Origin of the sequence: Blautia sp. MSK20_18 (assembly GCF_020553125.1) — a bacterium.
GTDB classification, from domain to species: domain Bacteria; phylum Bacillota; class Clostridia; order Lachnospirales; family Lachnospiraceae; genus Blautia_A; species Blautia_A fusiformis.
This window is the reverse complement of the sequence record NZ_JAJCGR010000001.1, coordinates 111,034-127,177: the sequence shown is the minus strand read 5'-3', so window position 1 is coordinate 127,177 and position 16,144 is coordinate 111,034. Positions and strand designations below refer to the sequence as shown.

The following is a 16,144-nucleotide window of genomic DNA, read 5'->3' as shown; positions in this document are numbered from 1 at the left end:
TTTTCCCTCTCCTGTTACAGATTTCTGTAAAGAACAAATGCCTCATAAGGTTTCAGGACCACTTTCTTTCCAAAATCCTTTCTTCCAAGATTTGTAATCAGACATTCTGCATTTTTCTGAAATTCTTCCGGAATTTCCATTTCTGCCACATGCTCACTGAAATTGCAGACTGTGAGAAGCTTCTCTCCCTCAAGGGTTCTGGTATATGCAAAAATCTGATCATGATCTCTGTAAAGTGCCTCAAAAACACCGTAAACGATCACCGGTTTTTCTTTTCTTAAACGGATCAGCTTCTGATAATAATGGAAAATAGAATTCGGATCTGAAAGCTGCTGCTTCGCATTGATCTCCTTATAATTAGAGTTTACCCTGATCCATGGCGTTCCCTCCGTAAAGCCGGCCTGATGAGAATCCTCCCACTGCATTGGTGTTCTGGCATTGTCACGTCCTCTCAGCATCAGGCACTTCATCATATATTCCGGTGTATAAATACCTGCTTCTGTATATTCATGGAAATACTGAATACTCTCGATATCACGATAATCCTTAAGCTCTGTAAAATAAGCATTGGTCATTCCAAGCTCTTCTCCCTGATAAACATAAGGAGTTCCCTGCATCATATGAAGACAGGTTGCCAGCATCTTGGCTGAAGTTTCCCTGTATGCCGGATTATCATTTCCAAATCTGGAAACACTTCTTGGCTGGTCATGATTTCCAAGAAACAGACTGTTCCATGCTTTTCCCGCAAGCTCTTCCTGCCATTTGATCATAACCTTTTTAAATTCCTGGAAATCGTATTTCTCGGTAGTCCATTTACCATGGTCTGATCCCTGGTCCTCTACATGCTCAAACTGAAACACCATGTTCAGCTCATTCCTGTCCTCACCTGCATATTTCTGTGCCTCTTCGATAGTCACACCGGAGGTTTCTCCAACTGTCATCACATCGTATCGGGATAAAACCTCTCTGTTCATTTCCTGAAGAAACTCATGGACCCTCGGGCCATGGACGCAGTAAGGACCAAAATCACCGTATAATCCTCCATTCATTTCTCCATCCGGATATGACTGATCCTTGGAGATCATGCTGATCACGTCCATTCGGAAACCGTCGATTCCTTTTTCACACCAGAAATTCATCATATCGTAAACTTCCTGACGAACCTTTTCATTTTCCCAGTTCAGATCCGGCTGTTTTCTTGAAAACAGGTGAAGATAATACATCTCTGTCTGAGGATCATACTCCCATGCAGGTCCTCCGAACGCACTTCCCCAGTTATTCGGTTCTTTTCCATTCACCGGCTCTCTCCAGATATAGTAATCCCTGTAAGGATTATCTTTGGATTTCCTGCTTTCAATAAACCAGTTGTGTTCATCGGAAGTATGGTTTACGACCAGATCCATGAGGATCTTAATGCCCCGTTTATGCGCTTCTTCAAGAAGCTTTTCATAATCCTCCATGGTTCCATATTCTTTATAGATTCTGCGGTAATCGGAAATATCATAGCCATTGTCATCCTGCGGAGATTCCAGCATGGGTGAGATCCAGAGAACATTTACTCCCAGTTCTTTCAGATAGTTCAGTTTTTCTATGATCCCGGGAATATCACCAATTCCGTCTCCGTTGCTGTCCTTAAAACTTCTCGGGTAGATCTGATATACCACGCTTTCTTTCCACCAGTTTTTTTCCATGGTAAATTGCCTCCTTTTTCTGTTGATTCTGAAATCAGCATATCCTATCCCACCTTTAAAATCAATAAGTTTCTCGTGAAACTTAAATTACTGCCAAACTTTTCTGTTTTTTTTATGCAGTTTTAACAATAAAGCACTACTGGCCTCTAAAAATAATTTCCAACCGTATTTCGATGATGTGCCAGGAAAAGTCAGCACAACATAAAAAAAGAGATCCTGCTACTCTTTTACAGAATCTCTCTTTACAAGCCAGACAGGGCTTTTTACATTTTTTTCGGCAGGTTCCTTTCCCTCTGCCATAAGAAGCAGCTTCCGCAAGGCCAGAACTGCTTTCTGATGAACATCCTGATGAATGGTGGTCAGCTTTGGCCTGACGATCTGCGCATAAAAATTATCATCAAAGCCGGTAATGGAAATCTGATCCGGAATCCGGATTCCCCTGTCTGTAAAAAAATTGATGGCCTCCACAGCTGTGTAATCCGAAGAAAATGCCAGAGCCTTTGTCTCCAGAAAATGAGGCAGCAGCTCTTCATATTTTTTCAGTCTGCGCCGGGGTTCCTGGGGAACCACCACATAGCGGGAGCGGCTGCAGAAGCCGCCATTTTTTTCCATAGCCTGTTTGAATCCAAGCCATCTGGCATAATCACTGTCCTGCTCTGTTTCCGCAACAAAAAGTGCCCGGTGGTATCCACAGGAATGCAGATATTCCCCGATCTGATATCCGCCGGAATAATCATCCACTCCTACATTCTGAAAGCTATATCCACCCTTCGGATAGGCATCGATCAATACCATTTTTTTATTCAGTTTTCTGGAAAGCTGATGATACTGTTCTTCATTATACCCTATAATGATAAGACCCTCTACATTCCAACGGGATGCCATATCTACCACATTATCGATCCGTTCACCGCCAATGAGCATAATATAATAGCCTCTGTTTTCTGCTTCGACCTGCAGCGTTCCGGTGATCTCTCCCACAAAAGAATCCTGCAGAGACTGCATACCATGAATGAAGGAAAAACCAAGAACCACTCCAATGATCCTTGAGCCGTGTCCGGATAGCATCACAGATCCCATGTGGGGAACATAATTCTGCTCCTTCAGGATCGCCGTGATCCGGTCAATGGTGCTCTGTGAAACCCGTTTTGTATTTCCATTGATCACATTGGATACGGTTGTACGACTGACACCTGCCATATCCGCGATATCCTGCAGCCTTATCATTTCATTGAATACTGCATCAGCTCATAATGAAGCTCACAGCCCTCATAGATTTCTGCCGGAAGTAATGCTCTGGCAACCACTTTCAGTTCCTCCTCCAGCTGATCCACACGCTTCAAATGTGCATAATCTCCGTCAATCTGTTCCACGATATAATCACATACTAACATTTTTTGTCCTCTCTCTTTTCTTTTTTGCTCATACTTCAATAACCTGTATGAGCGCAATTCGTTTCTCTGACTGTTTATTCACGAATGCATCTAAAAACAGGCTACAGCAAATGCTGCAGCCTGTCAACTCTTTATTCTGCCCTCAAAAAATATCTCTGTTTATTCGTCAGCACTGTCAACCTTGCTTGCGCGTGCCGCGATCTCTTTCTCCTGGATATCATTAGGAGCCTGCTCATAGCGTGCAAATTCATAGGAGAAATCTCCGCTTCCACCGGTCATGGAACGAAGGACAGTGGAATAACCATAGATTTCAAGAAGCGGAACATCTGCCTCAATGATGGTATTTCCTTCGTGATCCGGATTCATTCCGAGAACACGACCACGTCTCTTGTTCAGATCTCCCATAATATCACCGGTATATTTATCCGGAACTGTAATCTTCATGGAGATGATCGGCTCAAGAAGTACAGGAGACGCTTCCATAAAGCCCTTCTTGAAGGCAAGGATAGTTGCCATCTTAAATGCCATCTCAGAAGAATCTACCGGATGATAAGATCCATCATAAAGGGTTGCCTTCACACCAACAACCGGATATGCAGCCAGAGGTCCCTTGAGAACACATTCCTGAAGTCCCTTCTCAACAGCCGGGAAGTAGTTCTTCGGAACTGCACCACCTACAACTACCTGCTCAAATACATAAGGTGTTTCCAGATCGCCAGATGGCTCAAAGCGCATCTTAACGTGGCCATACTGTCCGTGTCCGCCGGACTGTTTCTTATGTTTGCCTTCTACATCTGAATTCTTACGGAGTGTTTCACGGAACGGAACCTTCGGTTTGGAAAGCTCTACATCCACTTTATAGCGCTCCTTCAGCTTGCTGACAACGATATCCAGATGCTGATCTCCCATACCGTAGATCAGGCTCTGACGGTTTGCACTGTCATTGACAACCTTCAGTGTTCTGTCCTCTGTCATCATCTTGGCAAGGGACTGTGCGATCTTATCCTCGTCGCCCTTCTTCACTGCCTTAAATCTCTTATATGTATATGGTGTGGAAAGTATAGCCTTTGGATAAAGGATCGGATTCGCCTTGGTTGCAAGGCTGTCACCGGTCTGTACACTGCCAAGCTTGGCAATGGCACCGATATCCCCTGCAAAAAGCTCCGGAACTTCGATCGGTTTGGAACCTTCCAGGACATAAAGCTTGTTTACACGCTCCTCTGTTCCTTTCTCTACATTAAGAAGTGTATCATCGGATTTCAGCACACCGGAGCATACCTTGATCAGAGAATATTTACCAAGGAACGGATCCGCGATGGTCTTAAATACATAGGCGGATTTTGCCTTGGCAAAGTCATAATTGGCCTCAAAGATCTCGTTAGTCTTCTGTGCGATACCATTGCAGGAACGTCCGCTTGGGCTTGGGAAGTAACCGCAGATATCATCCAGAAGGTTAGATACACCGCGAAGGTTCACCGGTGATCCCATGCATACCGGAACAATACTTCCATCCTGTACATTGGTTGCAATAGCGGCGGAAACCTCTGCTACGGAGAAGGTATCTCCCTCGAAATAACGGTCCATAAATTCTTCGCTTGTCTCTGCAACAGACTCCATCAGAGTTTCATGATATTTCTCAAGATATTCTGTCAGATAATCCGGAACCGGGCATTCTTCCTTGCCGGCCTTATCAATATATCTTCTTCCTGCCTGCTTCACAACATTGACATAACCTACAAACTTACCATCCTCACGGATTGGGAAATGAAGGGGAGCGATCCTCTTGCCGTACAGCTCTGTCAGCTCTTCCACGACCTCACGATAGCTGACATCATCCACGTCCATATCTGTAACAAAGATCATTCGCGGAAGCTTATATTTCTCACAGAGATTCCATGCTTTCTGTGTTCCTACCTGAACACCGGCCTTACCGGAAACAACGATGATCGCTGCATCTGCGGCACTGACTGCCTCCTCAACTTCTCCCACAAAATCGAAGTATCCGGGAGTATCCAGTACATTTACCTTCACCTTGTCCCATGGTACCGGGATCAAAGAAGTTGTGATGGAAAAATGTCTCTTTATTTCTTCCTTGTCATAATCGCTGACAGTATTGCCATCCTCAACACGTCCGAGCCTGCTTGTCATACCTGCCAGATAAGCCATTGCCTCAGCCAGTGTTGTTTTGCCTGCGCCACCATGACCTAATAGGACTACATTTCTGATTCGGTCTGTTCTGAAAACGTCCATATGTAATACCTCCCTGTTTGTCTTACTTAATATGTTCACATTTTACTAAATTTCCATGCAAATTTCAAGTATTTTATTCAATTTTGACAACTTTTTTTCAGAAAGTTTTTCGTATTACCGTCAATTAATACAGAACAGTCGTCTATCTTTCAGAATTTCCGGTTTACATACTTTTTCACGGCATCCACAGAACGGTTCAGTACCAGCTCTTCCGGAAAATCCAGTTTGGTCAGAAGGTCTCTGGCAAGATCAAATTCCCCGATCAGAAGATCAAAATGGGCATCACTGTCCATAACCACAGGTACCCGATATTTTTTGCAGTATTCCAGCATGATGGTATCATTCTCTACTGCATTCTCACGGTTACAGTCAGGGTCTATGGAGTGATTGTTCAGCTCCAGGACTTTACCGTATTCTCTGGCTCCCTGTACAAGCGCCTCATAGTCAACCTCGTATCTTCCGTCATCCGGATGTCCGATGATATTGACACACGGATTCTTCATAGCATTAAGATAGGCCTCCGTATTCTCCTGTCTGCTGCCTGGTCTGATGCATGGAACATGAAGACTTGCAATGACCACGTCCAGCTTCTCCAGGGTTTTCTGCTCAAGATCTACCGTTCCCGCCGCATCCAGGATATTTACCTCCGAACCCAGAAGCAGCTGAATCCCGTACATTTCACGGGGTACTACCTTTATATTCTGGAAATAAAACTTATGACAGGTTCCGGGCATTTTCGGTGCATGCTCTGTGATTCCCAGAAGTTCAAGGCCTTTATCGGAAGCAGCCTTGGCCATCTCGCGAAGTGTGCAGTATGCATGTCCGCTGGCTACGGTATGTGTGTGAAGATCCATAACTGACTGATATTTCATGATAAATTCTCCTCTGTATCTTATATTGTTTTTTTCTTATTATATTATACGTCCGAAATCTCCGATTTCTCAAGCCTTTTTCTATTGTTACTGTTTACTCCGTTCTCAGCAACACGCTTCGCGGAATATTACCAATGAACAGTAACTTTCTATTACTCTTCCCTGTTCGCAAAACATTACGGTAAACAACTATAAAAATGGCCTTCCTGTTTCCGCTAACATTTGTTGACATTTTTCACACTTTCTTTTACAATATAGTCGTGATTTACACTATTAAAGAATAAAAGTAAAAAGTAACCTGAAAGGACTCTGAAGTACTATGAAAACCATAGGTTTTATCGGCCTTGGACTGATCGGCGGCTCCATTGCCAGAACCATACGAAAATTTCACCCGGATTATCGCCTGCTTGCCTTTGACAAAGACAGAACTGCTCTGGCAGAGGCAGTCAGTTTAAACGTGATCAACGGGATCTGTGATATTGACGATGAGCAGTTATATAACTGTGATTATCTTTTTCTCTGTGCACCTGTAGAATTTAATGTGGAATACATGGAAAAGATCAAAGATTCTCTTGGAAAGAACTGTATCCTCACAGATGTAGGCAGTGTAAAAAGCGTTATCCACGAAAAAGTAACCGAGCTCGGACTTGAAGGACGCTTCATCGGCGGTCATCCTATGGCAGGCTCCGAACGCAGCGGTTTTTCCAATTCCAGTGATCATCTTCTGGAAAATGCTTATTATATCATCACTCCGGGAGGAGAAGTTGCTTTGGAAAAGATTTCTGATTTCACAGAACTGATCTCCTCTCTTGGTGCGATCCCCCTTGTTATCACTGCAGAAGAACATGATTTCATCACGGCAGGAGTCAGCCACCTTCCTCATATCGTAGCCTCCGCTCTTGTAAATCTTGTAAATCTTCTGGATAACGACGCCCAGTATATGAAAATGATCGCAGCCGGCGGTTTCCGTGATATCACACGTATTGCCTCTTCTTCACCGGTTATGTGGGAACAGATCTGTCTGGAAAATCAGAAAAACATTTCCACGGTTCTAGATGAATTTATCCGTATGCTGATCCAGATCCGCTGTTCCATTGACAACAAAGAAGCTGACAACATCTTTGACATGTTTGCAAGCTCCAAGGATTACCGTGACTCCATTGACATTGTAGACAACAGCCTGATTCCCCGCTCCTATGTCCTTTATATCGATGTGGCAGATGAGGCCGGTGCCATTGCAACCATCGCAACCATCCTTGCAACAGAAAAGGTCAGCATCAAAAATATCGGTATTATCCACAACCGAGAATTTGAAGATGGCGTTCTGAAGATCGAATTTTATACAGACGCAGCTCTGGAGCAGGCTAAAGTGCTTCTTACAAAACGTAATTACAAGATCTGCGAACGCTGATATATAAACGGCAGCAGATATCCGATCTGCTGCCATGTATTTCAAAAATAACAATACAGGCAGGTACTAATATGGAAATCAAAAAAGCAAAAAAATTATCCGGCTCTCTTGCCATTCCCGGAGATAAATCCATTTCTCACAGAGCTGTCATGTTCGGCTCTCTTGCAGAAGGCACTACCAAAATCACAAATTTTCTGGAGGGTGCAGACTGTCTCTCCACTATTTCCTGTTTCCGGAAAATGGGTATTAACATTGAAAATACAGAAGGAGAGATCCTGGTCCACGGAAAAGGTCTCCATGGTCTCTGTGCTCCGTCAGAGACTCTTGACGTCGGTAACAGCGGTACCACCACCCGCCTCATCTCCGGGATCCTTGCAGGACAGGACTTTGTATCAGAGCTTACCGGCGATGCTTCCATCCAGAAACGCCCTATGAAACGGATCATGACTCCGCTTTCCCAAATGGGTGCCGATATCGTAAGTCTCAACGGAAACGGATGTGCACCGCTTAAGATCTCCGGAAAAAAGCTCCATGCCATCCACTACAATTCTCCGGTAGCATCTGCCCAGGTAAAATCCTGCGTACTTCTTGCCGGAATGTACTCTGACGGCATTACCCGTGTAACAGAGCCGGTCCTTTCCAGAAATCACACGGAGATCATGCTGAATTACTTTGGCGCCAATGTAACCGCAGAGGGAACAACAGCATCCATCAAACCGGACCCATCTCTTTACGGACGTGAGATCCTGGTTCCGGGAGATATCTCTTCTGCAGCTTATTTTATCGCAGCAGGTCTTCTTGTTCCCAACAGTGAGATCCTTCTGAAAAATGTGGGGATCAACCCGACCCGTGACGGCATCCTCCGTGTATGCAGGGCCATGGGAGCAGATATCACTCTTCTTAATGAAACCACAGAGGGCGAACCTACTGCCGATCTTCTGATCCGCTCCTCTGCGCTTCACGGGACCACAATAGAAGGCGCGATCATTCCTACTCTGATCGATGAACTTCCGATGATCGCCGTTATGGCAGCTTTTGCAGAAGGAACCACTGTTATCCGGGATGCACAGGAGCTTCGTGTCAAAGAGTCCGACCGCATCCAGGTTATGACGGAAAATCTTCGGAAAATGGGCGCAGAGATCCAGGAAACCGAAGATGGCATGATCATTCATGGTGGAAAAGCCCTTCATGGCGCAGAGATCGATTCTCATCTGGATCACCGTGTAGCCATGTCTTTTGCAGTAGCAGGACTGCTTTGTGAGGGAACACTTTCCATCAAAAACGGAGAATGTGTCAACATCTCCTATCCGGAATTCTATTCCGATCTTTATAGTCTGGCAGAATAATTATCTTATATCCAGACAGAGAGCATTTTCATGTATCACAGCGTCTGTTCCATCAGATGACAGTGCATAAAATGCTCTCTTTTTTTATATTTCGTATAATTTTTATTTATTATGGATATCATAATTCCAAAATGAAACCATTTTTTTGATAAATTTTATCGTTTTTCCCACTTTCCAAATTCCTACTATTATGGTATTATTTTTTCGGAAAATAATTATTTCCAGAGAGGAGCAACGATTATGAAAATTTTGTTTTATGACACCAAGAGCTACGATAGGGAATTTTTTGAGAAGCTGCTTCCATCTTATCCAGGTATTGAAATTAAATTCATTGAAGCAAATATCCATGAAGAAACCGCAGCTCTTGCCCACGGCTACGATGCCATCTGTGCATTTGTAAATGCAGATCTCGGCGCACCGGTCATTGAAGAACTTCACCGCCAGGGTGTAAAACTGATCCTCATGCGCTGTGCCGGATACAATAATGTTGATCTGGAAACTACAGCAAAATGCGGGATCCAGGTGGCACGTGTTCCCGGTTATTCTCCGGAAGCAGTTGCCGAACACGCCATGGCACTGGCTCTTACTGCCAACCGGCACACCCACAAGGCATATATCAAATGCCGTGAAAATAACTTTGCACTGAACGGTCTCATGGGCGTTAACTTTTATCAGAAAACAGCCGGAATTATCGGCACCGGAAAAATCGGTCAGGCAATGGCAAAAATCTGCCGCGGCTTTGGCATGAAGGTAATTGCTTATGATCTTTTCCCTAATAAAAATCTTGACTTTCTGGAGTATGTTTCACTGGACGAACTCCTTTCCACCAGTGATCTGATCAGTCTGCACTGTCCGATGACTCCGGAAACAGAGCATCTGATCAACTCCGAAACGATTGCAAAAATGAAAGATGGTGTGATCCTTGTAAATACCTCCAGAGGTGGACTGATCAAAACCGATGACCTGATCGCAGGTATCCGTGATCACAAATTCTTCGCCGTTGGTCTGGATGTTTACGAAGAAGAATCTGCATATGTATATGAAGACATGTCAAGCAGCATTCTTCCTACTTCCACGATCCAGCGTCTTCTGTCCTTCCCAAATGTGACCATGACCTCACATCAGGGATTCTTTACGGTAGAAGCACTGACCAATATTGCGGAGACAACCCTGGAAAACGCAAAAACTTTTATGGATGGAGCTGAAATGAAAAATCTGGTCCACTGATCAGTCTCAACCCTGACATGCAAAATCCCCCGGATACTGATCGTTTATCTGTATCCGGGGGTCTTATTTTGTTCTTTTGATTTTAATAGATCTCGTCAAAAGACTGTCCGTCATCGTCTGTGTAATAAATGCGCTTTGCATCCTGAGTGAAGATCAGCTTCTGTTTCCCTGCATCATCAAGGCTGCACTGCTGATAGGTTACGCCCTCCTCTACCGGAAGCATACTGTCTGCATTATCATAGTCTGCAGCAGTCAGATTGGAGGGTACATGGCCATACTCATAAATGTACTGGGCCACTTCATCTTTATCTGTATAGGTGCCATTTTCATCCAGTTTCTTTTCGCTCTGTGAGTCTGCTGCATCCGATGAAGCGGACCCATCTGTGTCTCCTGATCCTGCAGCATTTTCAGAATCCTGCAGCTGCTCCAGGTCGCTTTCATCAGCTACTGCCATCTCATCGTCACCATTCTGGTCCATGGCCTCCACTTCATCCTCACTCAGAGGTTCCAGGTCATCCTGAAAAGCAGATTCGTCATATTTTTCCTTATCTTTGCATCCTCCCAGCATCATCGCTGCCACCCCGGCAAGCACCAGGATAAAATATCTGAACTTTTTCATGGATCAATCTCCTTTCATGGAATATCGTTCTCGTAAAAGTGCAATTTCTCTTTTCCATCCTTCATCATCATTTGGTGTCTCCAGAATAAAGGGAATTCCCTCAAGAGCCGGATGGCACACCACATTCACAAGTGCATCCAGGCCGATCTGGCCTTCGCCGATCTTTGCATGGCGATCCTTATGACTGCCCAGTCCGTTTATACTGTCGTTAAGATGAACAGCCTTCAATCTGGAAAGGCCGATCACCCGGTCAAACTCATCAAGAACACCATCCAGATCATGGACAATATCATAACCGCCATCCCATACATGACAGGTATCCAGGCAGACACCCAGTTTATTATTTTTTTCCACCCTGTCAATGATATCACGAAGCTCCTGAAACGTTGCTCCTACTTCCGAACCCTTGCCGGACATAGTTTCCAGAAGGACGGTCGTACTCTGTTCTTCTGTAAGGACATCATTGAGGATTTCCGCAATTTTGGTAATTCCCGTCTCAGTTCCCTGCCCTACATGACTGCCCGGGTGAAAATTATAATAATTTCCCGGTGTATATTCCATACGTTTCAGATCGTCTGCCATGATCTCTCTTGCAAAATCTCTCAGATTTTCTTTTGCGGCACAGGCATTCATGGTATACGGTGCATGTGCCACCAGCTTTCCAAAATGATTTTCCCTAGAAAGCTCCAGAAATCTTTCCACATCTGCAGGATCGATCTCTTTTGCCTTGCCTCCTCTGGGATTGCGGGTAAAAAAAGCGAACGTGTTTCCACCGTTTTTCAGCATCTGACGCCCCATGGCAGCATAGCCTTTGGACGAACTTGTATGATTTCCGATATATAATACCATATCAGTACCATCTCCCTGTAGTTTATATTTCTGCCTTTTGGCCTAACTATTATATCAAAAACTTCTTTTTCTGAAAAGTCCGCGATTCTTTCTTTACAATACTTACCATTCTTTCTATAATAAAGATATCTTTACATACGAAGGAGAAAAAGAATGGCAAACGACAATCGAAGGCGGCCGCCTCATGGCCATGATCCGGAGCAGGCACGCAGAGAAGCCACCAAAGCACGGGAAGCACGGCGAAAGCATTCTGGTTCTGCATCCCGTAATTCCCGTTCACGTTCCACTGGGACTCGCAGGAATGACATCAGCAAAAAATCCAGATATTACCAGGTACGCCGTCAGAAAATGTTTCTTGCAGCTGGCGGGATCCTGATCATACTTATTCTTGTGATCATTTTTTCCGCACGTGCATGCATTTCTTCCCGGAAAGCTGCAGAAGCCGCTGCACTGCAGAAGGCCCAGGAAGAGGAGGCCGCAAAAAAGGCAAAAAAAGAAGCTGCTGCTGTGAAAGATCCCGTTTCACTGACGCTCAGCGTAGTCGGGGACTGCACATTGGGTACCGATGAGACCTTTGATTATGACACAAGTCTGAACGCATGCTACGATAACAACGGCAAAGATTATTTCTTTAAGAATGTAAAAAGCATCTTTGAGGCAGATGACCTGACAATTGCCAATTTTGAAGGAACTCTCACCGATTCCGATGCCAGAGAAGATAAAACCTTTGCATTTAAAGCACCTGCCGAATATGCTCAGATACTCACCAGCGGTTCCGTTGAAGCCGTAAACACTGCAAACAATCACAGCCATGATTACGGAGAGCAGAGCTACACGGATACTCTGACTGCTCTGGATAATGCAGGCATTACACACTTCGGTTATGATGATACTGCGGTTATGGACATCAAGGGGATCAAAGTTGGCCTTGTCGGAATTTATGAGCTGAAGGATCATCTTGGACGCGAACAGCAGCTGAAAGATAATATCGCAAAGGTCAAAGCAGATGGGGCAGAACTTATAGTTGTGATCTTCCACTGGGGCAATGAGACCGAAACAGTTCCTGATACCAATCAGATGACCCTTGGCCGTCTTGCTATCGATGAAGGTGCAGATCTGGTATGTGGCCATCATCCGCATGTACTCCAGGGAATCGAAACCTATAAAGGAAAAAACATCGTCTACAGTCTTGGCAATTTCTGTTTTGGAGGAAACAGTTCTCCAAGTGATATGGACACCATGATCTTCCAGCAGACCTTCACTGTCACCTCAGAAGGCGTACAGGCTGATAACGTGACCAATATCATTCCCTGTTCTATTTCTTCCGCAGATGGCTACAACAATTATCAGCCAACTCCTGCATCCGGAGATGAGGCATCCAGGATCAAATCCAAGATAGAGGAACGCAGTGCTGCGATTCCTGCCGCGGATTCTTCATCCGCTACATCGGAAGGCTCTGACAGTGAAGAATAAATAGCATAACAAAAAATAATATCCCAACAGATCCTGTAATAATGCATGTTTCCATGCTGCGATCCGTTGGGATATTATTTATATAAAAAGTAATTTTAAATCTTATTCGATCATCATGGCATCCCCGAAACTGAAGAAACGATATCTTTCCTTAACAGCTTCTTCATAAGCAGCCATAATATGTTCTTTTCCGGCAAGGGCTGAAACTAACATCAGAAGCGTGGACTCCGGCAGATGGAAATTGGTGATCAGTCCATCGATAGCTTTGAATTTATATCCAGGATAGATAAAGATCTCTGTCCATCCGCTTCCGGCCTTCACGATTCCATCTTCTCCGGCTGCGGACTCCAGGGTACGGCAGCTGGTAGTTCCCACAGAAATCACTCTTCCGCCGTTTTTCTTTGTATCATTGATCAGTTTTGCCTGATCTTCTTCTACAATATAAAACTCCGAGTGCATATGATGCTTTTCTACATCATCCACCTTTACCGGGCGGAAGGTTCCGAGACCTACATGCAAAGTTACATGTGCAATATTCACACCCTTCTCCTTTACTTTCTCAAGAAGCTCCGGCGTGAAGTGAAGTCCTGCGGTAGGTGCGGCAGCAGATCCCTCATTCTTTGCATATACAGTCTGATAACGGTTCTTATCCTTCAGCTTGTGGGTAATATACGGCGGCAACGGCATTTCTCCCAGCTGATCCAGGATCTCTTCGAAAATCCCCTCATAATGGAACTGGATCAGACGGTTTCCCTCATCTACAATATCAATGATCTCACCCTTCAGGATACCGTCACCAAAAGTGATCTTTGCACCGGGACGTGCTTTTTTTCCCGGCTTTACAAGACACTCCCAGATATCATTTTCGCGGCGTTTTAGAAGCAGGATCTCGATCAGCGCTCCAGTTTCTTCCTTGTGACCATAAAGACGTGCCGGGATAACCTTGGTATCATTGATCACAAGACAGTCTCCCTTATGCAGGTAATCCAGTATATCGGTAAAATGACGATGTTCGATACTTCCATCTTTCAGGGACAGATGCATCAGTCTGGAAGAACTTCTGTCCTCCAGCGGATCCTGAGCGATCAGTTCCTGCGGCAGATCATAATAAAAATCTGATGTTTTCATAATTATTTTTCCACTTCCTCTTTCCACTGTTTGCGAAGCCTGCGGACCTCGTTCCACTCTTTGTTGGTCAGATCAGCTTTTGGTAAAAGATCCGGCCTCCATTTGGCTGTACGGATGATAGACTGCTCTCTTCTCCATTTATCCACATTGGCATGGTGTCCAGAAAGCAGCACCTCCGGAACCTTTTTGCCATGCCATTCCTCCGGGCGGCTGTACTGGGGATACTCCAGAAGATTCCCGGAAAAGGATTCCGTCTCACCGGATTCCTGATTATTCAGAACACCTGGTACCATTCTGGAAATAGAATCCATCATGACCATAGCCGGAAGTTCTCCTCCGGTAAGTACATAATCACCAATGGAAACATAGTCTGTTACGATTTCTTCCAGAACACGCTCATCAATTCCCTCATAATGACCACAGAGGAAAACCAGGTCTTCTTCCAGGGCAAACTCTTTTGCCATATCCTGATTGAAGGTTTTTCCCTGAGGAGTCAGAAAGATCACGCGGGGTTTCCTTCCAATACGTTCTGCAATGGATTCATAAGACAGATATACCGGCTCCGCCTGCATCAGCATTCCGGCTCCACCGCCATAAGGATAATCATCTACCTTCTGGTGCTTATTGAATGCAAAATCCCGTATATTGATCGCTTCCAGTGATAACAGTCCCTTTGTAATGGCACGGCCTGTAATACTTGTGTTCATTCCGTTCTCGATCATTTCCGGAAATAATGTAAGTACATGATAATTCATTTAAACAAGCCCTTTCATCAAATGTACAGTCATGGTATTTTTTTCCACATCCACATCAAGAACACAGTCATGGATCGCAGGAAGCAGGATTTCCTCGCCATCCACACGATCTACAATATAAACATCATTGGCGCCGGTCTCCATCACATCACGGAGCACTCCGAATTTCTCCCCATTCTCCAGAAGTACCTCCATTCCGATGAGATCCGCCACATAATATTCGTCCTCGCCAAGCTCCTGTGCCTCTTCACGTGGGATCCAAAGCTCACGGCCCTTATACATTTCAATATCATTGATGTTGTCAATGCCTTCAAACTTCAGGATCGCAAGATTTTTAAAAAACTTTACATTCTGAATATTCAATCTGCGAAGCTCTTTTCCTGTATCCAGAAGCACATATTCAATATCAAGAAAACGCTCTGCGTCATCCGTTGTCGGAAAAACTTTTACTTCACCACGGACGCCATGGGTCGTTGTAATAACTCCTACCTTTAATAAATCTTCCATTTTTGCTCCCTTTCAGAGTAAAAACAGGAGCCATGGAATCCACAGCTCCTGTCTCTTTTTCATTGCAGAATATCTACAATCACTTTTTTGCTGCTTTTTGAAGAAGCCGCTTTCACAACAGTACGGATTGCCTTGGCAATTCTGCCCTGTCTTCCTATAACCTTACCCATATCGGCCGGTCCGACCTTCAGTTCAACAACAATCGCGTCGTCTTTTTCAGTCTCAGTAACGACTACTTCATCCGGATTTTCAACAAGAGATTTTGCAATTACTTCTACAAGTTGTTTCATTACATACCTCCTTGCTCCTGCCTCATTGAGGCCACAGATCCAAATCTGTCAGGTATTATTTCTCGATTCCGGCAAGTTTAAGAAGCTTAGCAACTACCTCTGTAGGCTGAGCACCAGCTGCAAGCCATTTTTTTGCTGCCTCTTCATCAATTTTGTATACGCTTGGGTCAAGGTTCGGATCATATGTTCCGATCTCTGCGATGCATCTTCCGTCACGTTTGCAGCGAGAATCTGCTACTACGATTCTATAGAAAGGTGCTTTCTTCTGTCCCATTCTTCTTAATCTGATCTTAACTGCCATTTTTGTTTTCCTCCAATTATCTTTCTGAAAA

The 16,144-nt window shown here is 44.5% G+C and carries 16 protein-coding genes; 4 read left to right on the top strand and 12 right to left on the bottom strand.

Annotation, left to right across the window (positions count from 1 at the left end):
* Positions 1-14 precede the first annotated feature (14 nt).
* The 5 genes from LI091_RS00565 to LI091_RS00545 all read right to left on the bottom strand — a co-directional run bounded on the left by LI091_RS00565 (position 15) and on the right by LI091_RS00545 (position 6,207).
* On the bottom strand, positions 15-1,691 hold the full coding sequence (locus LI091_RS00565) for a glycoside hydrolase family 13 protein (protein ID WP_265190664.1): 1,677 nt from the start codon (positions 1,689-1,691) through the stop codon (positions 15-17).
* A 219-nt stretch (positions 1,692-1,910) separates the two neighbouring features.
* Complete coding sequence (locus LI091_RS00560) at positions 1,911-2,918, bottom strand: LacI family DNA-binding transcriptional regulator (RefSeq protein ID WP_021652638.1); 1,008 nt, start codon at positions 2,916-2,918, stop codon at positions 1,911-1,913.
* The gene (locus tag LI091_RS00555) at positions 2,915-3,085 is read right to left on the bottom strand and encodes a chorismate--pyruvate lyase (RefSeq protein WP_195656565.1); all 171 of its coding nucleotides are present in this window, start codon (positions 3,083-3,085) and stop codon (positions 2,915-2,917) included. The genes LI091_RS00560 and LI091_RS00555 overlap by 4 nt, the downstream gene beginning before the upstream one ends.
* A gap of 159 nt (positions 3,086-3,244) precedes the next feature.
* Positions 3,245-5,335, bottom strand: coding sequence for an elongation factor G (locus LI091_RS00550; RefSeq protein ID WP_265190663.1), 2,091 nt, complete (start codon positions 5,333-5,335; stop codon positions 3,245-3,247).
* A gap of 149 nt (positions 5,336-5,484) precedes the next feature.
* Entirely contained in the window at positions 5,485-6,207 is a 723-nt protein-coding gene (locus tag LI091_RS00545; RefSeq protein ID WP_265190662.1) for a phosphatase, read from the bottom strand.
* 319 nt (positions 6,208-6,526) lie between these two features.
* Between LI091_RS00545 and LI091_RS00540 the strand changes: the two genes are divergently transcribed.
* The 3 genes from LI091_RS00540 (at position 6,527) to LI091_RS00530 (ending at position 10,191) form a co-directional block, all read left to right on the top strand.
* Positions 6,527-7,618, top strand: a complete 1,092-nt coding sequence (locus tag LI091_RS00540; protein WP_265190661.1) for a prephenate dehydrogenase — start codon at positions 6,527-6,529, stop codon at positions 7,616-7,618.
* A gap of 71 nt (positions 7,619-7,689) precedes the next feature.
* Entirely contained in the window at positions 7,690-8,964 is a 1,275-nt protein-coding gene (gene aroA / locus LI091_RS00535; protein ID WP_118369235.1) for a 3-phosphoshikimate 1-carboxyvinyltransferase, read from the top strand.
* Positions 8,965-9,204: 240 nt separating this feature from the next.
* Positions 9,205-10,191 carry a 2-hydroxyacid dehydrogenase gene (locus LI091_RS00530; protein WP_015525211.1) on the top strand — a complete coding sequence of 329 codons (987 nt, stop codon included), beginning with the start codon at positions 9,205-9,207 and terminating at the stop codon, positions 10,189-10,191.
* A gap of 82 nt (positions 10,192-10,273) precedes the next feature.
* Here the strand turns inward: LI091_RS00530 and LI091_RS00525 are convergent, their stop codons facing one another.
* Complete coding sequence (locus tag LI091_RS00525) at positions 10,274-10,810, bottom strand: ribonuclease domain-containing protein (RefSeq protein WP_015525212.1); 537 nt, start codon at positions 10,808-10,810, stop codon at positions 10,274-10,276.
* Between the two features lie 3 nt (positions 10,811-10,813).
* A complete protein-coding gene (locus tag LI091_RS00520; RefSeq protein ID WP_173740298.1) occupies positions 10,814-11,659 on the bottom strand; it encodes a deoxyribonuclease IV in 846 nt (281 codons plus the stop codon).
* Positions 11,660-11,812: 153 nt separating this feature from the next.
* Here LI091_RS00520 and LI091_RS00515 point away from each other — a divergent pair, with 153 nt between their 5' ends.
* Positions 11,813-13,132, top strand: a complete 1,320-nt coding sequence (locus LI091_RS00515) for a CapA family protein (protein WP_173745764.1) — start codon at positions 11,813-11,815, stop codon at positions 13,130-13,132.
* A gap of 102 nt (positions 13,133-13,234) precedes the next feature.
* On the opposite strand, the gene queA is transcribed toward LI091_RS00515, so the two are convergent.
* Genes queA through rpsP form a run of 5 tightly spaced genes read right to left on the bottom strand, consistent with a single transcriptional unit; the run spans position 13,235 to position 16,113 of the window.
* The gene (gene queA, locus LI091_RS00510) at positions 13,235-14,260 is read right to left on the bottom strand and encodes a tRNA preQ1(34) S-adenosylmethionine ribosyltransferase-isomerase QueA (protein ID WP_015525215.1); all 1,026 of its coding nucleotides are present in this window, start codon (positions 14,258-14,260) and stop codon (positions 13,235-13,237) included.
* Positions 14,261-14,262: 2 nt separating this feature from the next.
* Entirely contained in the window at positions 14,263-15,015 is a 753-nt protein-coding gene (gene trmD / locus LI091_RS00505) for a tRNA (guanosine(37)-N1)-methyltransferase TrmD (protein ID WP_015525216.1), read from the bottom strand.
* Entirely contained in the window at positions 15,016-15,522 is a 507-nt protein-coding gene (gene rimM / locus LI091_RS00500) for a ribosome maturation factor RimM (RefSeq protein ID WP_059085894.1), read from the bottom strand.
* 59 nt (positions 15,523-15,581) lie between these two features.
* Complete coding sequence (locus LI091_RS00495) at positions 15,582-15,812, bottom strand: KH domain-containing protein (protein ID WP_015525219.1); 231 nt, start codon at positions 15,810-15,812, stop codon at positions 15,582-15,584.
* Positions 15,813-15,867: 55 nt separating this feature from the next.
* The gene (gene rpsP / locus LI091_RS00490; protein ID WP_015525220.1) at positions 15,868-16,113 is read right to left on the bottom strand and encodes a 30S ribosomal protein S16; all 246 of its coding nucleotides are present in this window, start codon (positions 16,111-16,113) and stop codon (positions 15,868-15,870) included.
* Positions 16,114-16,144: the final 31 nt, after the last annotated feature.

What these genes read in the sequence shown, in the direction of transcription:
- LI091_RS00525 (WP_015525212.1), bottom strand. Translation starts at nt 10,810, where the DNA reads ATGAAAAAGTTCAGATATTTTATCCTGGTGCTTGCCGGGGTGGCAGCG.
- aroA (WP_118369235.1), top strand. Translation starts at nt 7,690, where the DNA reads ATGGAAATCAAAAAAGCAAAAAAATTATCCGGCTCTCTTGCCATTCCC.
- LI091_RS00515 (WP_173745764.1), top strand. Translation starts at nt 11,813, where the DNA reads ATGGCAAACGACAATCGAAGGCGGCCGCCTCATGGCCATGATCCGGAG.
- LI091_RS00495 (WP_015525219.1), bottom strand. Translation starts at nt 15,812, where the DNA reads ATGAAACAACTTGTAGAAGTAATTGCAAAATCTCTTGTTGAAAATCCG.
- queA (WP_015525215.1), bottom strand. Translation starts at nt 14,260, where the DNA reads ATGAAAACATCAGATTTTTATTATGATCTGCCGCAGGAACTGATCGCT.
- rpsP (WP_015525220.1), bottom strand. Translation starts at nt 16,113, where the DNA reads ATGGCAGTTAAGATCAGATTAAGAAGAATGGGACAGAAGAAAGCACCT.
- LI091_RS00560 (WP_021652638.1), bottom strand. Translation starts at nt 2,918, where the DNA reads ATGATAAGGCTGCAGGATATCGCGGATATGGCAGGTGTCAGTCGTACA.
- LI091_RS00545 (WP_265190662.1), bottom strand. Translation starts at nt 6,207, where the DNA reads ATGAAATATCAGTCAGTTATGGATCTTCACACACATACCGTAGCCAGC.
- LI091_RS00550 (WP_265190663.1), bottom strand. Translation starts at nt 5,335, where the DNA reads ATGGACGTTTTCAGAACAGACCGAATCAGAAATGTAGTCCTATTAGGT.
- rimM (WP_059085894.1), bottom strand. Translation starts at nt 15,522, where the DNA reads ATGGAAGATTTATTAAAGGTAGGAGTTATTACAACGACCCATGGCGTC.
- LI091_RS00565 (WP_265190664.1), bottom strand. Translation starts at nt 1,691, where the DNA reads ATGGAAAAAAACTGGTGGAAAGAAAGCGTGGTATATCAGATCTACCCG.
- LI091_RS00530 (WP_015525211.1), top strand. Translation starts at nt 9,205, where the DNA reads ATGAAAATTTTGTTTTATGACACCAAGAGCTACGATAGGGAATTTTTT.
- LI091_RS00520 (WP_173740298.1), bottom strand. Translation starts at nt 11,659, where the DNA reads ATGGTATTATATATCGGAAATCATACAAGTTCGTCCAAAGGCTATGCT.
- LI091_RS00555 (WP_195656565.1), bottom strand. Translation starts at nt 3,085, where the DNA reads ATGTTAGTATGTGATTATATCGTGGAACAGATTGACGGAGATTATGCA.
- LI091_RS00540 (WP_265190661.1), top strand. Translation starts at nt 6,527, where the DNA reads ATGAAAACCATAGGTTTTATCGGCCTTGGACTGATCGGCGGCTCCATT.
- trmD (WP_015525216.1), bottom strand. Translation starts at nt 15,015, where the DNA reads ATGAATTATCATGTACTTACATTATTTCCGGAAATGATCGAGAACGGA.